This is a genomic window from Senegalia massiliensis (assembly GCF_900626135.1).
GTDB classification, from domain to species: domain Bacteria; phylum Bacillota; class Clostridia; order Tissierellales; family SIT17; genus Anaeromonas; species Anaeromonas massiliensis.
This window is the reverse complement of record NZ_LR130785.1, coordinates 496,588-521,669: the sequence shown is the minus strand read 5'-3', so window position 1 is coordinate 521,669 and position 25,082 is coordinate 496,588. Positions and strand designations below refer to the sequence as shown.

Annotated in this window: 28 protein-coding genes and 1 riboswitch; all 28 genes read right to left on the bottom strand. The window is 29.5% G+C overall.

The window, feature by feature from the left end:
• Positions 1-4: 4 nt before the first annotated feature.
• The gene (locus tag E0D94_RS02625; protein ID WP_130805749.1) at positions 5-328 is read right to left on the bottom strand and encodes a hypothetical protein; all 324 of its coding nucleotides are present in this window, start codon (positions 326-328) and stop codon (positions 5-7) included.
• 11 nt (positions 329-339) lie between these two features.
• Positions 340-903: a TetR/AcrR family transcriptional regulator gene (locus E0D94_RS02620; protein ID WP_130805748.1), complete on the bottom strand. Its 564-nt coding sequence runs from the start codon at positions 901-903 to the stop codon at positions 340-342.
• 113 nt (positions 904-1,016) lie between these two features.
• Positions 1,017-2,054: a stage II sporulation protein D gene (gene spoIID, locus E0D94_RS02615; protein ID WP_207289608.1), complete on the bottom strand. Its 1,038-nt coding sequence runs from the start codon at positions 2,052-2,054 to the stop codon at positions 1,017-1,019.
• 165 nt (positions 2,055-2,219) lie between these two features.
• The gene (locus E0D94_RS02610; protein ID WP_130805746.1) at positions 2,220-3,698 is read right to left on the bottom strand and encodes a TrkH family potassium uptake protein; all 1,479 of its coding nucleotides are present in this window, start codon (positions 3,696-3,698) and stop codon (positions 2,220-2,222) included.
• A gap of 1 nt (position 3,699) precedes the next feature.
• Positions 3,700-4,368, bottom strand: a complete 669-nt coding sequence (locus E0D94_RS02605; RefSeq protein ID WP_130805745.1) for a potassium channel family protein — start codon at positions 4,366-4,368, stop codon at positions 3,700-3,702.
• Positions 4,369-4,370: 2 nt separating this feature from the next.
• Complete coding sequence (locus E0D94_RS02600; RefSeq protein WP_130805744.1) at positions 4,371-4,805, bottom strand: potassium channel family protein; 435 nt, start codon at positions 4,803-4,805, stop codon at positions 4,371-4,373.
• Complete coding sequence (locus tag E0D94_RS02595; RefSeq protein WP_130805743.1) at positions 4,792-5,478, bottom strand: response regulator; 687 nt, start codon at positions 5,476-5,478, stop codon at positions 4,792-4,794. The genes E0D94_RS02600 and E0D94_RS02595 overlap by 14 nt, the downstream gene beginning before the upstream one ends.
• A gap of 2 nt (positions 5,479-5,480) precedes the next feature.
• Positions 5,481-5,849, bottom strand: coding sequence for a response regulator transcription factor (locus E0D94_RS02590; RefSeq protein ID WP_130805742.1), 369 nt, complete (start codon positions 5,847-5,849; stop codon positions 5,481-5,483).
• A gap of 20 nt (positions 5,850-5,869) precedes the next feature.
• Positions 5,870-7,723, bottom strand: a complete 1,854-nt coding sequence (locus tag E0D94_RS02585) for an ATP-binding protein (protein ID WP_130805741.1) — start codon at positions 7,721-7,723, stop codon at positions 5,870-5,872.
• A gap of 97 nt (positions 7,724-7,820) precedes the next feature.
• A riboswitch (cyclic di-AMP (ydaO/yuaA leader) is annotated at positions 7,821-7,948 on the bottom strand.
• Between the two features lie 91 nt (positions 7,949-8,039).
• Positions 8,040-9,320, bottom strand: a complete 1,281-nt coding sequence (murA, locus tag E0D94_RS02580) for a UDP-N-acetylglucosamine 1-carboxyvinyltransferase (RefSeq protein WP_130805740.1) — start codon at positions 9,318-9,320, stop codon at positions 8,040-8,042.
• Between the two features lie 70 nt (positions 9,321-9,390).
• Positions 9,391-10,191: a YwmB family TATA-box binding protein gene (locus tag E0D94_RS02575; RefSeq protein ID WP_130805739.1), complete on the bottom strand. Its 801-nt coding sequence runs from the start codon at positions 10,189-10,191 to the stop codon at positions 9,391-9,393.
• 312 nt (positions 10,192-10,503) lie between these two features.
• Positions 10,504-10,905 carry a F0F1 ATP synthase subunit epsilon gene (locus E0D94_RS02570; protein ID WP_130805738.1) on the bottom strand — a complete coding sequence of 134 codons (402 nt, stop codon included), beginning with the start codon at positions 10,903-10,905 and terminating at the stop codon, positions 10,504-10,506.
• Positions 10,906-10,915: 10 nt separating this feature from the next.
• On the bottom strand, positions 10,916-12,325 hold the full coding sequence (atpD, locus tag E0D94_RS02565; RefSeq protein ID WP_130805737.1) for a F0F1 ATP synthase subunit beta: 1,410 nt from the start codon (positions 12,323-12,325) through the stop codon (positions 10,916-10,918).
• Positions 12,326-12,348: 23 nt separating this feature from the next.
• Positions 12,349-13,209 carry an ATP synthase F1 subunit gamma gene (gene atpG / locus E0D94_RS02560; RefSeq protein WP_130805736.1) on the bottom strand — a complete coding sequence of 287 codons (861 nt, stop codon included), beginning with the start codon at positions 13,207-13,209 and terminating at the stop codon, positions 12,349-12,351.
• Between the two features lie 25 nt (positions 13,210-13,234).
• Positions 13,235-14,749, bottom strand: coding sequence for a F0F1 ATP synthase subunit alpha (gene atpA / locus E0D94_RS02555; protein WP_130805735.1), 1,515 nt, complete (start codon positions 14,747-14,749; stop codon positions 13,235-13,237).
• Positions 14,746-15,312 carry a F0F1 ATP synthase subunit delta gene (locus E0D94_RS02550; RefSeq protein WP_130805734.1) on the bottom strand — a complete coding sequence of 189 codons (567 nt, stop codon included), beginning with the start codon at positions 15,310-15,312 and terminating at the stop codon, positions 14,746-14,748. The genes atpA and E0D94_RS02550 overlap by 4 nt, the downstream gene beginning before the upstream one ends.
• Positions 15,300-15,812, bottom strand: a complete 513-nt coding sequence (locus tag E0D94_RS02545; protein ID WP_130805733.1) for a F0F1 ATP synthase subunit B — start codon at positions 15,810-15,812, stop codon at positions 15,300-15,302. The genes E0D94_RS02550 and E0D94_RS02545 overlap by 13 nt, the downstream gene beginning before the upstream one ends.
• A 101-nt stretch (positions 15,813-15,913) precedes the next feature.
• Positions 15,914-16,183, bottom strand: a complete 270-nt coding sequence (gene atpE, locus E0D94_RS02540) for an ATP synthase F0 subunit C (RefSeq protein WP_130805732.1) — start codon at positions 16,181-16,183, stop codon at positions 15,914-15,916.
• Positions 16,184-16,243: 60 nt separating this feature from the next.
• On the bottom strand, positions 16,244-16,924 hold the full coding sequence (gene atpB, locus E0D94_RS02535; RefSeq protein ID WP_242620469.1) for a F0F1 ATP synthase subunit A: 681 nt from the start codon (positions 16,922-16,924) through the stop codon (positions 16,244-16,246).
• A gap of 33 nt (positions 16,925-16,957) precedes the next feature.
• On the bottom strand, positions 16,958-17,341 hold the full coding sequence (locus E0D94_RS02530) for an ATP synthase subunit I (RefSeq protein ID WP_165442839.1): 384 nt from the start codon (positions 17,339-17,341) through the stop codon (positions 16,958-16,960).
• A 4-nt stretch (positions 17,342-17,345) separates the two neighbouring features.
• Complete coding sequence (locus tag E0D94_RS02525) at positions 17,346-17,570, bottom strand: AtpZ/AtpI family protein (RefSeq protein ID WP_130805730.1); 225 nt, start codon at positions 17,568-17,570, stop codon at positions 17,346-17,348.
• 145 nt (positions 17,571-17,715) lie between these two features.
• The gene (locus E0D94_RS02520) at positions 17,716-18,375 is read right to left on the bottom strand and encodes a 3-oxoacid CoA-transferase subunit B (RefSeq protein WP_130805729.1); all 660 of its coding nucleotides are present in this window, start codon (positions 18,373-18,375) and stop codon (positions 17,716-17,718) included.
• The gene (gene atoD, locus E0D94_RS02515; RefSeq protein ID WP_130805728.1) at positions 18,375-19,031 is read right to left on the bottom strand and encodes an acetate CoA-transferase subunit alpha; all 657 of its coding nucleotides are present in this window, start codon (positions 19,029-19,031) and stop codon (positions 18,375-18,377) included. Before atoD ends, E0D94_RS02520 begins: the two co-directional genes overlap by 1 nt.
• A gap of 78 nt (positions 19,032-19,109) precedes the next feature.
• Entirely contained in the window at positions 19,110-20,456 is a 1,347-nt protein-coding gene (locus tag E0D94_RS02510) for a TIGR00366 family protein (protein ID WP_130805727.1), read from the bottom strand.
• A gap of 203 nt (positions 20,457-20,659) precedes the next feature.
• Positions 20,660-21,400, bottom strand: coding sequence for an SIS domain-containing protein (locus tag E0D94_RS02505; RefSeq protein WP_130805726.1), 741 nt, complete (start codon positions 21,398-21,400; stop codon positions 20,660-20,662).
• Between the two features lie 13 nt (positions 21,401-21,413).
• The gene (locus E0D94_RS02500) at positions 21,414-22,667 is read right to left on the bottom strand and encodes a PTS ascorbate transporter subunit IIC (protein ID WP_130805725.1); all 1,254 of its coding nucleotides are present in this window, start codon (positions 22,665-22,667) and stop codon (positions 21,414-21,416) included.
• A gap of 14 nt (positions 22,668-22,681) precedes the next feature.
• Positions 22,682-22,963 (bottom strand): PTS sugar transporter subunit IIB, encoded by a 282-nt coding sequence (locus tag E0D94_RS02495; protein ID WP_130805724.1) that lies wholly within the window; start codon positions 22,961-22,963, stop codon positions 22,682-22,684.
• A gap of 3 nt (positions 22,964-22,966) precedes the next feature.
• Entirely contained in the window at positions 22,967-24,901 is a 1,935-nt protein-coding gene (locus E0D94_RS02490; protein ID WP_165442838.1) for a BglG family transcription antiterminator, read from the bottom strand.
• Positions 24,902-25,082: the final 181 nt, after the last annotated feature.

Below are 25,082 nucleotides of genomic sequence, written 5' to 3'. Positions count from 1 at the left end.
TCCTTTAGTGTCTATTTTTTCTATTTATATATTCTGCTCTGCAATCCCAAGAACAAAAGTATTTGTTTTCATCTTCTTCTACTACAATATATGCATTATCTTTATCTACTTCTTTATTACAGATAGGATCTATAACATATTCTCTTTCTTGTTCTACTATTTCCTGTGTTTTTGATTCATTTATTTGAGCTTTTTCTTGATCATTTTTTATTTCTTCTAACTTTGCTGCTATTTTCTTTCTATTTACTAATGCATATATTATTCTTATAGTATTAGTAAATATCACATATAATAAAAATACTCTAAAAGCTCCTATTAGAAGTTCCATATTATCACCTCTTAATATTTTTCTATATTTTGATATATAACCCATAGATAATTGGATAAATAATCTATATTTTCTTCATATTCATCTGTATGTTCATTCATCATTGTTATAACTGTTACTAATATTGTTTCTAATAGTCTCATTTCATATTTACATTTTAATTCTTCATCCTTTTCATCACTTGATATTATTTTCTTTAATCTTAATAATAATTCTTCTTTTATATTTATTTCTTGATTATTAAATTTAGTAGATTTAATTAAATGCTTACCCATTCCTTTTCTTTCATAAATTTCATCATATAATATTTGAACAAATTTTTTAATTTTAATTCGTTTATCTAAGCTTCCATATATGATATTATCTAATTTTTTAAATGTATCTATCCAGCTTTTACTAAATACATTTAAAAATAATGTTTTTTTATTTGGATAATAATTATATAATGTGCCTACTGCTATTCCAGATTTTTTTGCTATTATTTTCATATCAACATTTTTATACCCATGTTCTGCAAATAAATCAAATGCAGAAGTAAATATTTTATCTTCAATTCCTTCTATTATCTTAGGCATGTAAAAAATCCCCTTTATACTATATAATTATTATGAACCTATATTCATAATAATATATTTTTTATTTTTTGTCAATAGAAAGCAAAACAGATTCTTCCTATATAGAAGAATCTTTATTGTAACATTGAATTATCAATCGGTAAAATTTCTACACCTGTATAATAATGTTTTAATATTTCTTTATAATCGCTACCTTTTTCTGCCATGCCATTTGCTCCCCATTGACTCATTCCTACTCCATGGCCATTTCCAAGTGTTTCTATAATTACTTCATTTTTGTCTTTATTTATTGTTATAGTAAAGTTTGTGGAGTTAAATCCAAATAATTCTCTAAGCTCACGACCTGTCATTGTTATTGTACCTATTTTTAATTTATCTACTCTACCTGTAGATGTTCTTTCTAATAGTTCAATTCTTTTTTCTATATTTTCTTTTGTGATATTTATATTAGAATATTTCCCATTTAACTTTTTTATAAAATCCTCTATTGAAATTTTAAAATTATCTTTTACACTAGGTGAAGCTGTTTCATAAGGACTTTCTACTGGTCTTAAATATGGTTCTGCTGATGCAAATACTTCTTCAGATGCTTCTGTCATTCCGCCACTTGATGAATGAAATAATGGTTCTGATATAATCTGACCATCATATGAAATTATTTCTCCTTTTGTATTATCTACTGCTTGTTCTATTTTAGGGAAAAGTTTATCCATCCACTCTTTACCATGAAGTTCTAACAACTTCTCTTCTGAATACCAAACCTGGTCATGAATTGTATTGCAAAGGGGAGCTTCTGGATGCTCCTCTGGCCTATATCCATTATTATATGCAATTATTTTTGATATAGCATATGTTCTTGCCGCTACAGACTGTGCTTTTAATGCTTCTTCTTCAAATTTTGCAGGCATTTCACCAGCTACTACCCCTTTTATATACTCTTCAAAATCCATACTTATTATATTCTTTGTTTCAGTATCATATATATCTACTGATAAGTCTAAGGAATCTACTATATCATTCTTTTTATTATCTATCTTTATTTGGTCTACCATATCTTTATTAATATCTTCATCCCATGTAAATAATATTATAATAGGAAATATTATAATCAGAAATATTATAACTCCTACTAATCCTAAAAATGACCTCACTATATTTTCCCCCATTCCTCTTATGGTTAAATTTTTACCTATTATTCCTATTGATTCTTATTTAATATACTTATGAATAAGAAATAATAAATATGAGTAAAAATTTTGAATAATTTTACTGGGGAAATATAAGACATTTCCCAGGAAATTGTCATGGGAAATAAATTATTGTCGACTAAATATAAATCTACCATCTCTAAATATTTTTATTCCTGCAAAGAATATTACAAAAAACTCTAATCTACCTAACATCATACCAAATATTTGAGTCCATAAAACTAACATAGGAGCATCAGGAGAAGTTATTCCTACTGATAAGCCTACTGTACCAAGACTTGATGCAAACTCAAACATAGAATCTTGTAATGGATAACCATAGGCTAACATTACTAATACTCCAATAATATAAAATATCAAATATATTGTTATAAAATTACTTACTTGTGATATATGGCTATTTGTAACATAGTATTTTCCTTCTGGTCTATTAATATAGTCTTGTTTAATAGCGTTATTAGGAGTGAAATATCCTTTTATATTCCATATTAAAGATTTTATCATTATATATATTCTATATTGTTTTATACCTCCAGCTGTTGATCCAGCTCCTCCACCTATAATCATTAATATGATTAATATAAACACAGCAAAATAATTCCAATCGCCATATCCTACTGTAGAGAATCCTGTAGTAGATAATGCAGAAATTATTTCAAAAGCTGCCACTCTAAATCCTCTACCTAGTGATCCATATAGAGATCTTAAAGATATAAAAGCTGTAATAGGTATTGATAAGGAAAATAAAAAAAACATGAACCTAATTTCTCCTACTTTAAAAAATTCCTTAATTTTACCTCTAATTAATAAAAAGTGTGCTGCGAAATTTATAGTCCCTGCTATCATAAGTATTATAGTAATAAGCTCTATTGATATACTATTATAAGCTCCTATACTTTCTACTTCTGTTGAAAATCCTCCGGTAGACAAGGCAGCAATAGAATGGTTTATTGCACCAAACCAATCCATACCAGCTAGAATATAAAGTATAACTCCAGCTAAAACATATGAAGAATAGATAGTCATAATTAATTTAGTAGATCTTGTAACATTAGGTAATAACTTATCTGATCTTCCTTCCGCTTCATAGAGACCTAATCCATGAGGTCCTATAATAGCCGATAGCATAACTACAGCTAATCCTGCTCCTCCAAAAAACTGCATAAGACTTCTCCATAAGAGAAACATATGAGAAGTTTTAGTTACATCAACTACAGAAAGTCCTGTTGTAGTCCATCCACTTACTGACTCAAATATAGCTTGAGTAAAATTTAATTTTCCTGACAATATAAAAGGAAGAGCGGATATTAGTATGGTAAAAATCCACGAAAATATAACAATTACTCCGCCTTCTTGTATAGTTAAAGTAACATCTTTAACTGTTTTAAGACTCCTTCTCATTATATAACCTAATATTATTGCTATCATAGAAGGTATAATGAAAAATTTCATATCAATTATTTCTGAAGGATATATTGGATATAATAATAGAGGAAACAATAATACTACACCTAAACCTAAAATAATAGTTCCAACATATCCTATTATCAGTTCATACCTTTGTTTAATTTGCTCTAAATATAGCATGTTAATCAACCCTTCCCCTTATCTCTTTAAGGGTTTCAGACTGAACCTTTGGTAAAGATAATATTATTAATTTATCCCCTTTATATATAATTGTATCTCCTCTAGGTATTATAGCCTCATTCCCTCTTAAAATACAACTTATTATAGCATCATTTGGAAGATTAATATCTTTTAGATTATTATTTACTATTGGAAATTCACCCTTCACCTCTATTTCCATCATAGATACCTTCCCAGCTTCTATAGGCATAAGATTTGTTATATCATCTACAGATACTCTCTGTTCTATCAATGATGAAATTATACTAGCTGTACTAATAACAGTATCCACACCCAAAATTTCGAATATTTTTACATTTTTAGGGTCATTAACAACAGCAAATGTTTTTTTTATTTTAAACATCTTCTGAGCTATTTGACATATTACTAAATTATCAGGGTCCTTTGGAGTAAGGGCTATTATCATATGTGAATAGGCTGCTCCTGCATCTTCTAATACATAAGGTTTTGTTCCATCTCCATGAACCACAATTGCCTTCTCATGTACTTTTGCTAATAATTTACTGTCTTCCATACTATTATTTATTATTGTTACATTATATCCTTTCGATATAAATGACTTTGTAAGAAAATGAATTTCCTTACCTCCTCCAACAATTATAATATTCATTCCTAATACTCCTCCCCTGAGCCAATTATAATGTTTTTAAATTCCACTGCTGATAAAATAGTAGGACATATTGTATCTATGTCTAACTCCTCGTACATTTCTTGTCTAGAAGGATCAAATAGTCTTGCTATAACCTTTGGTACTCCATATATAGTTTTCGCAATCTGAGCAATCATCACATTTGTATTATCATCATTAGTTGTAGTAACTACCACATCTGCTCTATTTATTTTAGCTTCTAATAGGGTCTCCTCTTCTATGGCATCTGCCTCTATTGTAAAACCACTAAAGTCATCTGATAATCTATTAAAAGCATCTTCCTTATTATCAATAACAACCACACTTTTTCTTGCCTTTGAAAGAAGGCTAGCAAGATGAGATCCTAGCCTTCCACATCCTACAATAATAATATATTCGTCTTTATTATTTTTTCTCATCCTTACTTCCTCCTAAAGAAATACCTTGTCTTGTATACCTCATTTGAACTGTTCTCTGAAGATTTCTATTAGCAGACTCATACGTAGGATCTAATGCTAGGGCAGCTCTATAATGTTTTTGTGCTAAATCTAGTTTACCTTCATATTCTTCTAATACCCCTAACAGATTATGAGGTTCTGGAGAGTTTACATCTCCTCCTATAGCTTTTTTTAAATATATCCTAGCTTCATCATATCGATTACTTAAAATACACTTCTTGGCATATTCTAATATATCTTTAGAAGTGTCTAAATCTTCTTCCATTAATTCTTCTCTTCCCAAGACTTCTTTAACAATATTTCTAATTTCTTCATGTGTAAAAGGTTTACTTATAAAGTCAATAGCTCCAAGTTTCATAGCTTCTACAGCTTTTTCCACACTGCCATAGGCAGTCATCATGATAACATTTACGTTATTACCATTGTCCCTTATTTTCTTTAACACTTCCATTCCATCAAGTCCTGGCATTTTAATGTCTAAAAGTATTAAATCAAACTTATTATTTTTAATATTCTCTAATGCTTCCTCACCATTTACAGCCATAGATATATCAAACTCTTGACTCTTTAACGAATGCTTTAATGTCATTCTTATATTTTTCTCATCATCAACAATTAGTATTTTTTTTACCATAACTAATCCTCCTTTAAATATTTATTTAATATTTTTTCTATATCTTTATGAATAAAAGGTTTTATTATATAATCTTCTCCTCCTACATCATAGGCCTTTTTTATATCCTTTTCTTGTGTTTTAGCACTCATAAAAATTATCGGAATGTTTTTTGTCTCTGATTCATCCTTTAGTGCTTTACATACTAGATACCCATTCATTTTAGGCAGAATTATATCTAAAAGGATTATATTTGGAATAATCTCTTGGGCAATCCTTATACCTTCTATTCCATCTGTAGCTATTTTCACATCATAGCCTAGTTTTAGTAGAAACATTTTTAAAGGTAATATTATATTCTTTTCATCTTCTATTATTAATATCTTTTCCATATCTAATGCCCCTTTCTATTCTATTTCCCTCCTATATAAAGAGTAAAATAAAATATAGTTCCTTCACCTATATTGCTTTCTACCCATATATCTCCTCCATGAGCATTTACTATTTCCTTGCTAATAGCCAATCCTAATCCAGTTCCTCCAGTATTTTCTCCATTCACATCTTTTACCTGAATAAATTTTTCAAAAATTTTTTTTTGATGATCTTCTGGAATTCCTTTGCCATTATCTGCTACAGATACTAACACTTTATTAGCTGTATCTTTTACTTTAATTTCAATTTTTCCTGTTCCATCTTCTGGAGTATATCTTAATGCATTTCCAATAAGATTAGTAAGCACCCATGATATTTTATTAAAATCTGCTTTTACTTTAGATGTATTTTCTTTTATATCTATATTAATAGTAGTATTTTTTTCTTCTGCTTGTCTATAAAAAGGTTTCACAGAATGATTTATTATATTATTTATATCATAAGAATCTATATCCATCTGTATTTTTCCTGACTCTAATCTTGATAAATCTAATAAATCACTTACAAGACTTTTCAACCTTTCATTATCTTCTTTAATAGCATCTAATAATTCTTTTTGATCTTCTGTAATCTCTCCGGTTATACCCTCAAGCAATAATCCTACTGACATTCCTATAGATGTTAATGGAGTTCTAAACTCATGTGAAACTGTAGAGACAAAGTCGGATTTCATTTGATCTACTTCTTTTAGTTTAGTTATATCCTGCATCAATGTGACCATTCCAATATTTTCTCCATCTTTATTTCTTATAGGCTTAACATTTACATTATAGTGCTTTATTTCTTCATCATTCTCTATAGTAATATCTGTATATTTTTTAGTATCACTTAAATTACTTTTATTTTTAATATTCTTTATAATATTAAAAATCTCTTCTTTGTTTATCCCTTCTAAAAAGTGTCTATTAATTACCTTCGTTTCTTTTATGTTTAAAGCTTTTTCTGCTGCATTATTAACTAAAATTATCTTATTATCCTCATCTGTTACTATAATTCCATCACTTATACTCTCAACAATTGACTCAGATTTTTGTTTTTCCTTCATTAATCTTCTAATACTTAATAAATCATATTTTTTAAGTTTTTCAGACATTATATTAAATTCCTTAGATAACTCTGAAATTTCATCATCCCCTGTTACATCTAATTGCTGAGTATAGTCGCCTTCTGCAATTTTCTTTATTTTATCTATTAAATTTCTAATAGGTTTAACTATTTTATTCACTAAGTAAAAAACTAAAATAACCCCTAACAGTATAGTTATTAGTGAAATTATAGAAGTAGAATAGGATGCATTTTTAGCTATTTTTTGAGCTTCATTTCTTTGTTCAATCATTGAATTTTGATTAAGTAATTGAAGATTTCTAACCTCTTTTTTACTTTTTTCAAAAGTAGGAAGGATTTTATTATAGTAATAATTTCTAGATTCTTCTATCCCTTTGGTGTTTTGAATTTCTATTAAATTATAATAGTCTTCTATATAACCCGTATATAAATCGTTTATAACTTTAATTACTTCCTCTTCTCCCTTTTCTGTTATATTATCTTCTGCTCGTGCTAACCATTTTAAAAATACTTTCTCATTTTCTAAAAATACATTTTGAGAGTTTTTATTATCATCAAACATATGAGATAACTCTGCACTATCCTGTCTTTCTAATGCTACTATCATATTCTGTGCTGCAACCACACTAGCATAGTTTGATTCCATTATTTCTTCTATGGAATGATTTAAATTATTAAAGTTATAAATTGACCAAATACTATTAGCAGCCAATACTATAAATATTAAAACAAATATTGCTATCATTTTAAATTTAATAGTTTTTTTCATGTACTCACCATCCTTCGTAAGGTTAAATTTCAATTAAAATATTCTTTCTAAAATCGCAAAAAGCCATGGAGTAACCATGGCTTTAAAAAATTTCAAGATACTCCTCCTTCAACGCTGACGAGGTTAGCTGTCGGGCTCGGATTGAAAGAGTTATCCTATCCTTTCGGAATACGCCCCAAGTAATTGGGTCCCCCGCTTTCAAATGAAATTAAGCGATAAATTTATTTTTTATTTATTATAATATACCCTTACCTAAAATATGTCAATATTAATATATTTATTTTTTATTATTTTATATATAAAAAAACAGAAGCTATTAAGCTCCTGTTTCCATTTCCACTTCTACTCTTTTAATTTTTGCTCCTAAATTAGTAAGTTTTTGTTCTATATTTGAATATCCTCTATCAATATGATGTATTTGATTTACTTCAGTAATACCATCAGATATAAGTCCTGTAAGTATAAGTGCGGCTCCTGCTCTTAAATCTGTTGCATTTACAGGTGCTCCTAAAAGCTTTTCTTGTCCTGTTACTATTGCACTTCTTCCATCTATTTTGATGTCTGCACCCATTCTTCTAAGTTCATTTACATGCATAAAGCGATTTTCAAATATTGTTTCTATTATTACACTTGTACCTTCTGCCATACTCATCATTGCCATAACTTGAGCTTGCATATCTGTTGGAAATCCTGGATAAGGAAGTGTTTTTACATCTACTGCTTTTATAGTTTTTGGTGCTACTACTCTTAAAGTATTATTTTTAACTTCAGTGAATTCTATATTTGATTCTTTAAGTTTAGATATTATAGACTTAACATGGTCAAGTTCAATATTTTCTATTGTAATATCTCCACCTGTCATAGCTGCTGCCACCATATACGTTCCAGCTTCTATTCTATCTGGTATTATTGTATGATTGCAATTTTTTAATTCATCTACTCCATTAATCTTTATTGTATTAGTACCTGCACCTTTAACATCAGCACCTAGTTTATTCAAAAAATTAGCTAAATCTACTATTTCCGGCTCTTGAGCTACATTTTCAAGTATTGTTTCTCCTTCTGCCATTACTGCTGCCATCATTATATTTTCTGTTGCTCCTACACTTGGGAAATCTAAATATATTCTATTTCCTTTTAATCTATCTTCCACTTTTGCTTCTACATATCCATGACCTACTTCTATTTCTGCTCCTAATGCTTTAAATCCTTTTAAGTGTAAATCTATAGGTCTTGTTCCTATTGCACATCCACCTGGCATAGATATTCTTGCTTTTTTTAATCTTGCAAGAAGTGGACCCATAACCAAGAATGATGCTCTCATCTTAGTCATAAGTTCATATGGTGCTTCTGAATTATTTAAGTTTTTAGCGTTTATATTATATGATTCATCACTTGTTTTTTTTACATCTGCTCCAAGTGAATTTAGTACTTCTTTCATTACATTTACATCTCTTAAATTTGGTACTTCAGTAAGTTCACATTTATCTGTTGATAGTAATGTTGCTGCCATAATAGGTAGGGCTGAATTTTTTGCTCCACTTATTTTAACTTTCCCCTTTAATGGAGGGCTTTTTTCTACTATGAGTTTTGGCACTTTTTTTCCTCCTTATTATACTTTTTATCCTTTAGTTCTATAAATGCCCAAAACACAATTCCAACTTTTACTAATATCCACCGTCAATAATTGGAGTTGCAATGAAGATATAAGTTTTGTCTTCAGTATAATTATGCCTCATAGCGATATTTAAATTCATCTTATTCTTACCTGTATATATATGATTATCTATATTTGGTGAATAGGCACTAATACTTAAAATATCTGGATTTTTATATTCTTCAACAATTCTTGCATCTATTTTTTTTGTTATATGGGATATTATATTAAATTTTTCTTCAGATTTTATATTTCCTTCAAATGTTCCTATTGCTTTTGAAGTTATGTTTGGTATTGTATTATATTCTTCAAATATTTTTTGGACATTACTTTCAATTTTTTTGTAATTATTAACATTTTCAGATGTTATGTTAACTATTAATTCAGTCCTATTAAGATTACTATATTTGTCATTGTATGTCAAAACATTTATTGTGACAAATCTGTTATTTTTATCCAACCCAGAGACTATTGCTTTTTTATTATTTTTACTTTCTATATAATCTATACTATACAGTTTTTCTGTAGAGTTCAATTGTTTAATATTATTATTGTTTTCAAGCTCACCTATTATGTTAAACTTATTTTTTAAGTCTTGTCCTAGTTTTTTAATATCTTTTTGGGACATAAATTCTTCATTTATTGTTCCTTGAGCTTTTATGCTTATTTCTATTAAATTTGCATTTGTATTATTAAATGCTGTTACAATTGGTTGTTCTAGATTATTCCTTATGCTAGCTGATACTGTATAATTTGAGAAAGCTAAAATAAGTATTAATATTACAGTTATTATTAACCTTTTACCATACATAATATCACTCCCTAAAAATATAGGGAAGAGCAAGATATGTGGTAAAAATGTTAAAGGGGGACAAAAACATTTTTACATTCTGTGTACTCTTCCCTTTCAATAAATAGTATTGACAATGTAACTTGTCCTTTATACATTTTTTTATTTAAATTTTTAGGGAAAAGTAATGTCTTGATATGAGTTTTTTTTACCCAATAAAAAAAATAATTAACATTTAATATCTAGCTATAATATTATATCAATCATAGTACTAATTGTCTAATATTTATTAATTTATACATTAAAAAAGATAGGTAGAATCTACCTATCTTTTCATCTTCTTTTCATATTTATTCTATTTATAGCTTTTTTAAGTGCAATCTCTGCTCTCTGTGCATCCATATCATTTTCTTTTCTTTTTAATCTTTCTTCTGCACGTTTTTTAGCTAATTCTGCACGATTTAAATCTATTTCTTCTGGCCATTCTGCTGCATCTGTAACTATTGTTGTTTTTGTTTTTGTAACATCTAAATATCCTTCTGCAACTGTTGCCTCACGATATTTACCATTTTGCTTTATTTTAACTCTACCTATTGCAAGAGGCGTTACATAAGGAGTGTGGTTTTTTAATATTCCTACATCTCCTTCAAGTCCTCTAACTACTACCATTTCAACTTCATCTTCAAAGAATTTTCTATCTGGCGTTACTATTTCGAGATCAAATGTAGCTGACATTTTATCACCTCTACTCTTCTTCTCTTATCTTCTTAGCTTTTTCTACTGCTTGCTCTATTGTTCCAACTAATAAGAATGCTGCTTCTGGAAGATCATCATGTTTTCCTTCTAATATTTCATTAAATCCTCTTATAGTTTCTTTTAAAGGTACATATTCTCCATTTATTCCAGTAAATTGTTCTGCTACTGTAAATGGTTGAGATAAGAAACGTTGTATTCTTCTAGCACGTGCAACTGTAATCTTATCTTCTTCTGATAATTCATCCATACCAAGTATCGCTATAATATCTTGTAATTCTTTATATTTTTGAAGTATCTCCTGTACTCTACGTGCAGTATTATAATGTTCTTCTCCTACTATTTGTGGATCAAGTATTCTAGAGTTTGAATCTAGAGGATCAACTGCAGGATAAATTCCTAGCTCTGATATAGAACGAGATAGAGTTGTAGTAGCATCAAGATGAGCAAATGTTGTTGCAGGTGCCGGGTCAGTAAGGTCATCTGCTGGTACATATACTGCTTGTATTGATGTTATTGATCCTTTTTTAGTTGAAGTTATTCTCTCTTGAAGTCTACCCATTTCTGTTGCAAGTGTTGGCTGATAACCAACTGCAGATGGCATACGTCCAAGTAATGCTGAAACTTCAGAACCTGCTTGTGTAAATCTAAATATATTATCTATAAATAAAAGTACATCTTGACCTGCTTCATCTCTAAAATGTTCTGCCATTGTAAGTCCTGTAAGTCCAACTCTCATACGTGCCCCAGGTGGCTCATTCATTTGACCAAATACTAGAGATGTTTTATCAAGTACTCCTGAATCTTTCATTTCATAATAAAGGTCATTACCTTCTCTTGTTCTTTCTCCAACTCCAGCAAATACTGAAAGTCCACCATGCTCTGTTGCTATATTGTTTATAAGTTCCTGAATAAGTACTGTTTTACCAACTCCAGCACCACCGAATAAACCTACTTTACCACCTTTAGAATATGGACATATTAAGTCTACTACCTTTATTCCAGTTTCAAATATTTCTGTTGAAGTTTGTTGTTCTTCAAATGGAGGTGCTTCTCTGTGAATTGGGGATGTAGGTCCTGTTGTAACATTTTCCTTTCCATCTATTGCATCTCCTGTAACATTAAACATTCTACCTAATGTATTATCTCCTACTGGTACACTTATTGGAGCTCCTGTATCTACTGCTTCCATTCCTCTGACAAATCCATCTGTGGAATCCATTGATATACATCTTACAATGTCATCACCTATATGTTGAGAAACTTCTACTGTAATTTCTTCTCCATCTTTGCCTTTTATTTTTATGGCATTTAATAGGTTAGGAAGATTCTCTTCATCAAATCTGATATCCACTACTGGACCGATTATCTGAACAATATTTCCTATGTTTGATTCAGCCATATTTTCAACTCCTTTTCTAGTCCTTATTGTAATGCTTCTGCTCCACCTACTATTTCTGCAATTTCTTGTGTGATTGCAGCTTGACGAGCTCTATTGTATTTAAGATTTAAATCATCTATCATTTCTTCTGCATTGTCAGTTGCTGATTCCATAGCCATTCTTCTTGCACCTTGTTCTGATGCGGATGATTCTATCATTGCTCCATATATTGTACTTCTTATATATTTCGGTATAAGATAATCAAGTACTACTTCAGGAGAAGGCTCGTATTCTGTAAGTATTCTTTTCTCCTTTGTTTCTTCTTCTGCAATATTTTCTGCCGGAAGTAATTTTAAGATAGTAGGTTCATGATTAATTGTACTTTTAAATTGAGTATATGCTATATTTACCTCATCCACTTCTCCGTCTTCATAAAGCTTAAGTGCCATATTGCCTATTTGAGTTGCATCCATAAATGTAGGGTCTTCTGATATGTTAGTAAAAGAGCCTTTAACATCATAATTTCTTCTTTTAAAATGTATTTTTCCCTTTTGACCTATAGTTATGATTTTAGTACTATCTTTTGAATCCATATCAGCTTCTACTTTTTTTATAATATTTACATTATAGCCACCACATAATCCTCTATCTGATGTAACTATTATATAGCATTTATTTTTAACTTCTCTTTTTTCAAGCATAGGATGGCTTATTCCTCTAGAACTTGCTAATATATCTTTTATACTTCTACTTACTGTAAGGAAATACGGCTCAGTTTTTTCTAGCCTTTTTCTAGCCTTTTTAAGTTTTGAAGAAGCTACAAGTTCCATGGCATTTGTAATTTGTTTTGTACTACCTACACTTTTTATTCGCCTTTTGATATCTTGCATGCTTTCTTGAGCCATCTAAACACCTCTCTTCTTTAAAAGCTTACATAGTTTTTTTGAATTCTTCTTTGAAATCTTCTATTCCTTTTCTAAGAATCTCTTCATCTTCTTCTGAAAGCTTTCCATTATCTAATATAGATTTTCCTATTTCAGGATGATTTGTATCCATATATTTAATAAATTCTGATTCAAATTCTTTTACTTTTTCTACTGGTATATCTCTTAAATATTTTTTAGTTACAGCAAAAAGTATCATTACCTGATGCTCTACATTTACTGGTGAATATTGAGGTTGTTTTAATACTTCCATTATTCTCTCTCCACGATCAAGAGCAGTTCTAGTTTCTTTATCTAAATCAGAACCAAATTGTGCAAATGATTGAAGGTCTCTATATTGTGCAAGGTCAATTTTAAGTGTCCCTGAAACTTTTTTCATTGCTTTAATTTGGGCATCTCCACCAACACGAGATACTGAAAGTCCTGCATTTATAGCAGGTCTTTGACCTGATGCAAAAAGGTCTGTTTCTAAGAATATCTGTCCATCTGTAATTGATATAACATTTGTTGGAATAAATGCTGAGATATCTCCTGCTTGAGTTTCTATTATTGGAAGTGCTGTCATAGAACCTCCACCATAATCTTCATTTAATCTTGCTGCACGTTCAAGTAATCTTGAATGAAGGTAGAATACATCTCCAGGATAAGCTTCACGTCCTGGTGGTCTTCTAAGAAGTAAACTCATTGTACGATAAGCAACCGCATGTTTAGAAAGGTCATCATATATTATAAGTACATCTTTTCCATTAAACATAAATTCTTCACCCATTGCAGCTCCTGCATATGGTGCTATATATTGAAGTGGAGCAAGCTCACTTGCTGTTGCTGAAACTATTATAGTATAGTCCATTGCTCCTCTTTTTTGTAAATTCTCATATATTCCTGCAACTGTTGATTTCTTTTGTCCAATTGCAACATATATACATATTACATCTTGATCTTTTTGATTTAATATTGTATCTATTGCTATTGCTGTTTTACCTGTTTGTCTGTCACCAATGATAAGCTCTCTCTGTCCACGTCCTATAGGAATCATGGAGTCAATAGCTTTTATTCCTGTTTGAAGTGGCACAGATACAGATTTTCTTGTTATAACACCAGATGCTTTTTGCTCTACTGGTCTATATTTATCTGATTCTATTGCACCTTTTCCATCTATGGATTGACCTAGAGCATTTACTACTCTACCTATCATTTGATCCCCTACTGGAACTTCTACTATTCTTCCAGTTCTCTTTACAGTATCGCCTTCTTTTATGTTGTCATCAGGTCCAAGTAACACACAACCTACGTTATCTTCTTCTAAGTTTAAAGCCATACCATATATTTCACCAGGGAATTCAAGAAGTTCTCCTGCCATACAATTTTCAAGTCCATATACTCTAGAGATACCATCTCCAACTTCAAGTACACTTCCTACATCTTCTACGTCTATTCTTTTTTTATAATTTTTAATTTGCTCTTTTATAATTGAGCTAATCTCTTCAGGTCTTAGGTTCACTTCATTTCCACCTCTTTCTTAGTTACTGTAGCGTTATTTAGTTGTCTTGACATTTCATCGATTGTACCTTTAACGCTTGAATCTATAACCTTGTCGCCTATTTTTACAAGTACTCCACCTAATACAGTTGAATCAACTTTATTTTCTAATTTTATTGTCTTATTTAATTTTTTAGATAATTCTTTTTCTAATCTCTCTAATTTTTCTTGTGTCATTTCAATTGCTGTTATAGCTTTACCTTCTACTATTCCATATTCTTTATTGAAAAGCACAATATATTCATCTTTTATATCAGAAATATATTTTTCTCTTCCTTTATCTACTATGATATATAAAAAGTTTAAAACTTCTTCACTTATTCTATCTTTAAAAAGATTATCTAAAATGTCTTTTTTCTCATCTGTTGAAAGTTTTGGATGTTCAAATACAATTTTAAGTTCTTTTTCACTTTCAAATATATCTGATACTCCAATAATTTCTTCTTTAAATTTTTCTAAGTTTTCTTGTTCCAGGGCTACTTCAAATAGAGCTTCAGCATATCTTTTAGATACTAATTCTGCCATTTTGATTCCCCTACCTCATCAATAAACTTATCAATCATCCCTGCATGGGCTTCTTTATCTAAATTTTTATCTATTACTTTACTTGCAGCAAGCATTGCAAGTTCTACTACTTCATTTTTTAATTCCATTCTTGCTTGTCTTTGTTCTCTTTCTATTTCTTTTTTAGCTCTATTTATCATATCATTTGATTCTTTTTTCGCGTTATTTACTATATCTTCTTTTATATCTTCTGCTTTTTTCCTTGAAGATTCTATAATTTCTTTTCCTTCACCTTTTGCATCTTCAATTTTAGCTTGATACTCTTCTTTTAATTTCATAGCTTCCACTTTTTCTTTTTCTGCTCTATCTAAATCATTTTGAACACTTTCTTGTCTTTTATTTAAAAATTCCTTTACTGTATCCCATAAGAAATGTCTAAGCACAAGAAAAAGTACAAGTGTTGCTAATAATTGAAGTGTAAAATTGAACGGATCAGGTAACACATGAATTTCAGGTACCATTCATAATCCTCCCTTCAGTAATTACTGCCATTATAATTAGTTTTAGCTACAACAATAAGAGATGGGAAGGTGTTCCCCCACCTCTTTAAATTTATTATTTTTTAAAGAGCTCCTAATAAAGGTCTTACAAATAATAATATTATAGCTATAACTAGTCCATAAATACCAGTTGTTTCTGCAACTGCTTGACCTAGGATCATTGTTCTAATTATATCTCCTTGTGCTTCTGGTTGTCTTCCTACTCCTTCTGCTGCTTTACCTGCTGCATAACCTTGACCTATACCAGGACCTATACCTGCTATTGCAGCAAGACCTGCTCCTATTGCTGAACATCCTAATATAAACGCTTCACTTGAAATTCCTTCTAACATTTTGTTTCCTCCTCTAATTTTAAATAGTTTTTTAGTTTAATATCTTTTAAAAAATTAATCTTAGTCATCCATTGCCATTGATACAAATACCATTGTAAGCATAATAAATATAAATGTTTGAATTAATCCTGCAAACAAGTCAAAATAAGCATGAAATACAGGAGTTACAACTGGTGCAAAATAACCTACTGCACTATATAAAAGTCCCATTATAATAACACCAGATAATATATTACCAAATAAACGGAATGATAGTGATATAGGGTTTGCAAGCTCACCTATTACATTTATTGGGAATAAAAGTGGTATTGGTTCAAAGAATCCTTTGAAATAACCACCTAGTCCTTTGCTTTTGATACCAAAATATTGTGTCAATATAAAGGTAATTATAGCTAATGCTAGTGTTACATTATAATCCGATGTAGGCGGATCAAATCCAATTAATCCAAATAAATTTGCTACTGCAAGGTAAAGTGCAAGTGTTCCAATATAGGGAGCAAATTTCATCTTGTCTGGCCCCATAGTATCTTTTACTAGATTTTCTATTTGCACAACTATTATTTCTACTATATTTACTATACCTGTGGGTTTCTTGGTAGGATCTGATGCCTTTATTTTCTTACTTACATATATTGCAAATAGGGACAACAATAATACTACTATCCATGAATTAATTACTGTTGAGTGTATGTAAATTTCCTTACCCATAAACTCAAATAATATCCCCTTGATATTGTCCAAATATATGACCTCCTCTCTTCAGTTTGTAAAGCTTTAGCTAGTTCTTTTTTTGATCGTATCAAAAAATGTATCAGACATTATGACTATTTTGACCATAAAAAAACCTAGCACTACTGTATAAAAATTTAAATAGTCGGCTAGTGCAGCTATAGCAAGCACTATACCATAAATTATATATCTAGCCATATAGCTCCCTACAACATATGGCATAATTTTCGCTTGTGGCATCTTCATTGCTTTGGCTAGAGACAAACTCATAAGTCTAAAGTTAAGTAAGTTTATTATTGTTCCAAAGATAAAACCTAAAATATCATCTTTAGGGTTTGGTATAGCAAGTAGTATTATACCTATAATAATAAGCGTCAATATTATTACCCTTCTAAATATTTTGTATTCAGTATTTTTTGTTAAACTCAATAGATCACTTCCTATTACTCATCCTTGAAGTCATTTTAAATAATGTCATAAATGCAGCCCCGACACCTAGTATTAAAAACACTATAAGAAAAAGTATATTTGTACCTAATTTTTTGTCCAAAAAATTACCCAAAAATATACTTCCAATTATAGGTACTGCCATAGATATACCTATTTGTGCTATTAATGCTATATTTTCTAAAACTTTAGAGGTGCTTTTCTTAGACATTTAACTCCTCCTATATATTTGAATAGTTAGACAATATATATTCTATTATAATTCAAAAAGTTATTAATCTCAAGGAGAGTTTTAATAAAATTATGATTTTATTTTGTCAATTTGTCACAAAAAAAGCAGAGTGACCTCTGCTTTTTTAGATTTCCATAGATTTAAGATTTTCATCTATTATAAGCTCTGCTTCTGTTGCATCTTTAATTTGTTCTATTGTTGTTTCAGGTCCTATTTCCTTAAGAACTAAACCTTTATCTGTTACTTCCATTACTCCCATTTCTGTTATTATTAAATCCACTTGAGATTTTGCTGTAAGAGGTAATGAACATTTTTTAAGAATCTTAGGATTTCCTTTTGCAGTATGAGTCATAGCTACTATAACTTTCTTTGCACCTACTACAAGATCCATTGCTCCACCCATTCCTGGTACCATTTTACCTGGTATCATCCAATTGGCAAGACTACCTTCTGAATCTACTTGAAGAGCTCCTAGAACAGTTGCATCAACATGACCACCTCTTATTATTCCAAAGCTAGATGCACTATCAAAAAATGCTCCACCTTTTTTAACTGTAACGTGTTGGCCACCTGCATTTGTTAGGTTGTCATCTTCTGAACCTTTTTCTGGAGTTGGACCAAGTCCTACAAATCCATTTTCAGATTGAAAAACTACATCCATTTCATCTGGAATATAATTAGCTACAAGTGTAGGAAGACCTATTCCTAGATTTATTACATCTCCATCAACAAACTCTTTTGCTACTCTTTTTGCTATTATTTCTTTTATTTTATTTTTATCCATTACTTTCCACCTCCATCAACAATATAGTCTACAAATAGACTTGGTGTAATAACATTTTCTGGATCTATTTCGCCTATTTCAACTAAATTATCTGCTTCTACTATAACAGTATCTGCTGCCGTAGCCATTGTTGGATTGAAGTTTCTTGCTGTTTTATCGTAACGGATATTTCCTTTTTTATCTACTATGTCCCCTTTGATTAGTGCAATATCTGCTTTTAAAGGTGTTTCAAGTAAATAGTCTTTACCTTCTACTTCTATTTTCTTTTTACCTTCTTCTACAATTGTGTTAACTCCTGTAGGTGTAAGTACTCCTCCAAGTCCAAACCCTGCTGCTCTTATTCTTTCAACAAGTGTTCCTTGAGGAACTAACTCTACTTCTAATTCATTCTCATTCATTTGTCTTCCTGTTTCTTTGTTTGTACCTATGTGACTTACTATGACTTTTTTAACTTGTTTGTTTACTATTAATTTTCCTACTCCTTTATCTATAAAGGCTGTATCATTTGCTATTAATGTTAAATCTTTTACATTCTTCTCTACTAAAGCATCCACAAGCTTGTTAGGTGACCCTACAGCTAAAAATCCACCTACCATTATAGTCATTCCATCTTCTATTTTTTCTATAGCTTGTTGGATAGAAATTTGTTTATTCATTTGTTGCACCCCCAAAATTTATTTGTTTGTTACCAATACTATGTTATCACATTAAAAAATCATTTTCTAGAAATTATGCTATAAAAACATTAATCCTAAGGAGATTATTATTCCTGTATATATGAGATCTATTATACAATATCCCATAATATCTCTTGCTCCAAGTCCTGCAATACCAAGTGCTGGTAAAGCCCAGAATGGTTGTATTAAATTAGTCCAAGCATCTCCCCAAGCTATACTCATTCCTGTTTTTGCAGCTGAAACTCCAAGTTCTGCACTTGCTGGCATCATTATTGGTGCTTGTACTGCCCATTGTCCACCACCAGAAGGTACAAAAAAGTTAACTACTCCTGCACTTAAGAAACTGAAAAATGGAAATGTTGTTTCATTAGAGATACTTACAAATCCATTTGATATAGCTATTGCAAGAGAACTTCCTGATGGACTAAGTCCAGTCATCATACCCATTATTCCTGCATAAAATGGAAATTGTAATACTATCCCAGCAGTTCCTCTTGTTGCAATAATTATAGCATCTAAGAATTTTCTAGGTGTACCATGAAGTATTATCCCTAAAAATAAGAATATAAAGTTAACTATATTTAAGTTTAAATCAAATCCATTATTTATGAAATAATTAACTATAAATACTAGTCCCATTGCTCCTATTAAGATAGATAATATAGAGCTATTTTCCATCTTATCTGCAAATGTTGGATTTTCTACCTCTACACTTAAATCTTCATCTACTAATAATTCTGGATCTACAGATACTACATCTTCTGGTTTTGGATGCATTGCTCTGTTTATGAAAGGCATTGTTAATAGTATTATTCCAAATATAATTAGATTATATGGTGAAAATATAGTTTCACTTGTTGATATAGGACTTGTCACTACTCCTGCTGTTGCTTCTGATAATCCTTCTCCTGCTGTTGCAAGTTTTAGTGGTATAGATCCAGATATACCTGAATGCCATACTACGAATCCTGAATAAGCTGAGGCTATTAATAATCTATAGTCTACAGTCTTAATTTGTCTTGCAAGTTCTCTTGCATATAATGCTCCAATTACTAGTCCAAATCCCCAGTTAATCCAACAAGCTACTATTGCAACAAAAGTAACTGCAAGTATTGCTTGCATAGGAGTCTTTGGTATTGATGCTAATTTTCTTAGTCCCTTTTTTATAATAGGTGCATTTGCTAAAGTATGACCTGTTACTAAAACTAGTGCCATTTGCATTGAAAATGCTAACAGTCCCCAAAATCCATCTCCCCAATGAACAATCATAGCTAATGGACTTTGATCTGTTACAAAAACACCTGCTAAAAATACAATAAAAGTAAGTATTGCAGCAAATAAAAATGGATCTGGTAAATATTTTTGTACTACTGCTACACATGCATTTGTAAATTTTTTAAACATTCTTTCTCCCCCTTACAATTTATTTATGAAATACAATTATGCAAGTACTATGCCACTCAATTCAACCTCAACAATGAGTATATAGAGGCTTTTAATTATGCTACCTCTTTAAATTATGTGCATATTTTAATACAGTGTATGAGATAGCATACATTTTAATGTTATAAAAAAAGCATTTGTGGTATTAATACCACAAATGCTTTTTATAGGTAATAAATAGAATCTTTATATTCCTCAAATATCTTATTATTATGCTCTTTTCCACCATCTATGTTTGCACTAAAAAGTATTGGTGGTGTTATACCTTTATTCATTAACTCTTCTGCTACTTGTGCAACTATTGAATTTACTATTGTACTTCCTACTACAGTAGATGTAGGAGATACTTTTTGTTCTAGACCTTCTACTTTAATAGTAGCATCACCTTTTTCTCCATGATTATCTATTACTATATCAGCAATATCCATTAATCTTTTTCCTGATGGATGTCTAGATTCTACTTGAGATGAATAAGATACATTAGTAAGACCTATTATCTTAGCTCCTTTTTCTTTTGCTTTAGTTACAAAATCTATCATTACAGAATTTCTTCCTGAAACTGAATGACATAAAATAACATCATCTTTTTTTATATCTACTTTATCAGCTATTAATTCGCCATATCCAACTAAACTTTCCATTTCACTTGTAAATGTGATAGGTCTTATGTTTAACATTATTGACGGTTCAAAAATAGGGTTTATTAAAGCAAGTCCTCCTGCTCTATAAAATAGTTCTTCTGATATTATCCCAGCATGTGATGCTCCAAAAGTAAATATACTATTTTTGTTTTCTATAGCTTTTACAAATAAGTCTACTACTTTTTCTATATTTTCTTTTTCACTTTCTTCTACTATTTCTAATATTTCTTTAACTTTATTAAAATATCTGTTATATGCTTTCAAAAACTCACTTCCTTTATATTAGAGAAATTAATTTAGCTATATATTGAGAGATTGTACCCCAAAGTGAAAGATCATTTCCTCCGAAAATTAAAATCCAGTTTTGAATTGTACCAGAGTATATTATAGCTGAAATACCTACTAAACCTACCATAACTATTGCTGAAAAACTGGTACCGATAATTGCTCCTCTAAGTCCACCTTGGCCTTCTCCTATTACTGCAGCTGCTCCACATTCAAAGAAACTTGTAATAACTAAAGGTATAAGCATCAAACCAAATACATTAAAACTATTAGCTATTAGTATAACTACTGTGGATACTACCATTGCTGTAACAAATCCAATAATTGCTGCGTTTGGTTTATAGTTAAATAATATTGGAGCATCTAATGCAGGTACTGAATTAGGTATAAGTTTTTCTGATATTCCTTGAAATGCAGGTAATATTTGATTTACTAACATACGTACACCTTGTAACATGATTACTAAGCCTGCACCAAACATGAATCCTTGATTTATTGCATAAAATACTATTGGTTGTGCTTCTGCTTCAAATGCACCGTCTACAGTTAATCCTAAAAATAAGAACATTAAAAATACTACTATACCACCAGTAATAGATACTTCTTTAAAGAATGATAAACTTTCTGGTATCTTTAAACTTTCTGTTGATCTTTCTTTGTTTCCAAACTTCTTAGCTATAAATCCTGATATTAAAGCTAAAATTCCTGAAGGATGACCTAGTGTAAAGGAATCATCTCCTGTAACAGCACTAACAAAAGGTTTTAATAACCATGGAACTATGGACCAGTATAATGCCGATAATACTGTTGCAAATATTATTAAAGTAGCTCCACTTAAATTCCCTTCTACACCTGCAGCTACAAATATAAATGGGAACCACCATAAAAAGTGACCAGTTAAAAATATAGTTTTAATTGGTGTAAATCTAGCTATAAGAAGATGTAATACTAGTGCAAAAAACATTGTAAGACCTACTTCTCCACCAAACTCTGAAGTAAATGTTATATCGTTAAGTCCTTCTGTTACTTCTCCACCAGCAATTTCTTGAAATAATCCATTTATTGGTGCTATTGACCCAACTAATATATTAACACCTTGCTGCAATATAAACATTCCAATAGCAGCTAAAAGACCACCTTTAATTACATCGCCAATTTTTTTCCCTTGTAAAGCAAGACCTATTATTGCTATTATTCCTAATAATACAGGGGGATTTCTAAAAAGGTTATCAATTATAAAACTCATTAATATTCCTCCTTTTATTTTTTATTTTCATTAATAAATTTTTCTACTGCGCTTTTAACTTCTTGTTTATCCATATATTTTTCCACTTCATACACTGGAGAAGTTGTTGAATTTCTCAAGTCTTTAGCTATTTCCTTAGAAGTAAAAATTGCATCTGGTTTAGCACCTTTAGCTGATGATAGATCCATTGTTTGAACATTTGCATCTACCCCTAATTCTTTAAATACCTTGTCTAGAGTCATTTTTAAAACCATTGAAGAACCTACTCCAAATCCACATACCGCTAAAATTTCCATTTATTATTCCTCCTCTTCTTTATTTATCATTTTCATTACTTCTTCACTATTGTTACTAGATTTAAGCTTTTCAATATTATCTTTGTCTCCAACTATTTCAGTTAATGAAGCTAAAGCTTTTATATGAGATGAATTATCTATAGAAGCAAGGACAGTAAATATATTTACTGGCTTCCCTAATAAATCAACAGGTTCTTTTAATATTAGCATAGACATACTCATATCCTTAACTCCACTTTCTGGTCTAGCATGTGGCAGTGCAAAATAATCTGTTAATACTATATAAGGTCCATGTTCCTTAACACTATCTATCATTGCATTTACATATTCATCAGTTATTGTTTTTTGGTTTAATAAAGGTTCCGATGCTATTTTTATAGCGTCTTCCCAATTATCTAAACTATCTTTTAATACTATTCTATCTTCTGTTAATAATTCTTTTAACATTGGCTGAACAAACTCCTTTTTATTTACCTTATAAAATTTTTGCAATATTTCTTTTTCTAAAAGTTTTTCATTGTGAACTGTAGAATATTTTTTGATTATATCTAAAAGAGACTTTATGTCTATTCTTATACCTTGAGCATCATATTCCATAATTTTTTCATACAAAAGATGTATATCATAATTACTTAATATTGGATTTACCACTATAACATTTTCATATCCCTTTAGAGAGACTGTTGAAATTATATAGTCAAAATCTCCTTGATAATTATCTATATCTTTTATGGGAGTTGTTGCTACTATATCAATATAAGGAAATTTTTCTTCTATTTGTTTTTCTAATATTTTAGAAAACACTGCTCCTTTATGACAAACTATAAGAACTTTTTTCATGTTTTTATTTAAAGATTGTGGTTTTTTCTTAAAATACACTCCAAAATACATACTTATATAAGCAATTTCTTCTTCTCTTATACCTGATAACTCTGGAAATCCTTTGATATTTTCAATTATCAATTTTGTAATTTTAAATATGTCAGAATACTTTTCTTTAATTTCTTCTAATAATGGATTCACAATAGGAATCTGAAATCGTATTCTATTATAAGAAGATCTAAAGTGACTTTTAAGATTATTTGTTAGTTTTTCTTCTTCTTCTATATTTATAGATACTTGACTTTTAAACTGAGAAATTAATTTATTAACTATATCAATTATCTTTTGTTCATCTATTATAGGTTTCAAACTCGATAATGAGCTTATATATGTTGTTATATATGCTCTTTCATAAATATTAATATTTATATCTTTAGCAAATAACTCATGTATATAATCAAAATAAAAGAATTCTTTTGCTTCATTTACAAACTTATATTGATTAAGAATATAACCTTGTTCAATTCTTGTATAGATAAAATTTATGAGATTTTCTAAATAAAACAAAGAAATATCTGTTAATTCCAATTGAAATACCTTATCAAAATCTAATATGTGCTTATTTTCTACTATATTAAATTGCTTATTCTCTAAGTTTTTAAGAAATAATTCCCTTATATCTATTTCATTTCCATATAGTATATATTCTCCCTTATAATAAAGAATAATATTTCTCTTTTTTAAAATTTTTTTTATAAAAGAAATATCATTTACAATAGTATTTTTGCTTACTAAAAACTTTTCTGACATTTCTTCAATAGTAATTTTTGGATTAATAAATATAATATTAAGTAATTCAGTCCTTCTCTTACTAGGATCAAAATAAATTTCATTAGAATATTCAAGTTTCTTTTTTAGTTTCTCAATATCTCCTATAAATATTACTTTTCTATTTATAGTTTTTATTTCTCCAATTTCTTTAATAAAATCATTTATTTCACCTATAGAATAATATAAAGTTCTTTTAGAGATATTAAAATATTCTAATAAAGAATCTAAAGTGTTTTCTTCTTTATTTAATATTTGATAAAGTATTTTTTCATTTCTTTTTTTCATAGCAATCTCCTTAAATAAATAATACCATTTTAATAAAAACATCTAAATACCAAATAAATTCACTAACTTTGCACAAGTGGGTGAATTTATATGAATATAATTATATTTCCTTAAATAATCTTCTATATGCATAAATATCCTTACTTGAAAATATAGTTTAAGGGTAAATATTTTATAAATA

What these genes read in the sequence shown, in the direction of transcription:
- E0D94_RS02570 (WP_130805738.1), bottom strand. Translation starts at nt 10,905, where the DNA reads ATGTCAGCTACATTTGATCTCGAAATAGTAACGCCAGATAGAAAATTC.
- E0D94_RS02600 (WP_130805744.1), bottom strand. Translation starts at nt 4,805, where the DNA reads ATGAGAAAAAATAATAAAGACGAATATATTATTATTGTAGGATGTGGA.
- E0D94_RS02620 (WP_130805748.1), bottom strand. Translation starts at nt 903, where the DNA reads ATGCCTAAGATAATAGAAGGAATTGAAGATAAAATATTTACTTCTGCA.
- atpG (WP_130805736.1), bottom strand. Translation starts at nt 13,209, where the DNA reads ATGGCTCAAGAAAGCATGCAAGATATCAAAAGGCGAATAAAAAGTGTA.
- E0D94_RS02585 (WP_130805741.1), bottom strand. Translation starts at nt 7,723, where the DNA reads ATGAAAAAAACTATTAAATTTAAAATGATAGCAATATTTGTTTTAATA.
- E0D94_RS02495 (WP_130805724.1), bottom strand. Translation starts at nt 22,963, where the DNA reads ATGGAAATTTTAGCGGTATGTGGATTTGGAGTAGGTTCTTCAATGGTT.
- E0D94_RS02550 (WP_130805734.1), bottom strand. Translation starts at nt 15,312, where the DNA reads ATGGCAGAATTAGTATCTAAAAGATATGCTGAAGCTCTATTTGAAGTA.
- E0D94_RS02510 (WP_130805727.1), bottom strand. Translation starts at nt 20,456, where the DNA reads ATGTTTAAAAAATTTACAAATGCATGTGTAGCAGTAGTACAAAAATAT.
- E0D94_RS02520 (WP_130805729.1), bottom strand. Translation starts at nt 18,375, where the DNA reads ATGGATAAAAATAAAATAAAAGAAATAATAGCAAAAAGAGTAGCAAAA.
- E0D94_RS02605 (WP_130805745.1), bottom strand. Translation starts at nt 4,368, where the DNA reads ATGAATATTATAATTGTTGGAGGAGGTAAGGAAATTCATTTTCTTACA.
- E0D94_RS02525 (WP_130805730.1), bottom strand. Translation starts at nt 17,570, where the DNA reads ATGTCTAAGAAAAGCACCTCTAAAGTTTTAGAAAATATAGCATTAATA.
- atpE (WP_130805732.1), bottom strand. Translation starts at nt 16,183, where the DNA reads ATGTTAGAAGGAATTTCAAGTGAAGCGTTTATATTAGGATGTTCAGCA.
- atpD (WP_130805737.1), bottom strand. Translation starts at nt 12,325, where the DNA reads ATGGCTGAATCAAACATAGGAAATATTGTTCAGATAATCGGTCCAGTA.
- E0D94_RS02500 (WP_130805725.1), bottom strand. Translation starts at nt 22,667, where the DNA reads ATGAGTTTTATAATTGATAACCTTTTTAGAAATCCCCCTGTATTATTA.
- E0D94_RS02625 (WP_130805749.1), bottom strand. Translation starts at nt 328, where the DNA reads ATGGAACTTCTAATAGGAGCTTTTAGAGTATTTTTATTATATGTGATA.
- atoD (WP_130805728.1), bottom strand. Translation starts at nt 19,031, where the DNA reads ATGAATAAACAAATTTCTATCCAACAAGCTATAGAAAAAATAGAAGAT.
- E0D94_RS02490 (WP_165442838.1), bottom strand. Translation starts at nt 24,901, where the DNA reads ATGAAAAAAAGAAATGAAAAAATACTTTATCAAATATTAAATAAAGAA.
- E0D94_RS02595 (WP_130805743.1), bottom strand. Translation starts at nt 5,478, where the DNA reads ATGGTAAAAAAAATACTAATTGTTGATGATGAGAAAAATATAAGAATG.
- E0D94_RS02610 (WP_130805746.1), bottom strand. Translation starts at nt 3,698, where the DNA reads ATGCTATATTTAGAGCAAATTAAACAAAGGTATGAACTGATAATAGGA.
- E0D94_RS02545 (WP_130805733.1), bottom strand. Translation starts at nt 15,812, where the DNA reads ATGGTACCTGAAATTCATGTGTTACCTGATCCGTTCAATTTTACACTT.
- E0D94_RS02590 (WP_130805742.1), bottom strand. Translation starts at nt 5,849, where the DNA reads ATGGAAAAGATATTAATAATAGAAGATGAAAAGAATATAATATTACCT.
- E0D94_RS02575 (WP_130805739.1), bottom strand. Translation starts at nt 10,191, where the DNA reads ATGTATGGTAAAAGGTTAATAATAACTGTAATATTAATACTTATTTTA.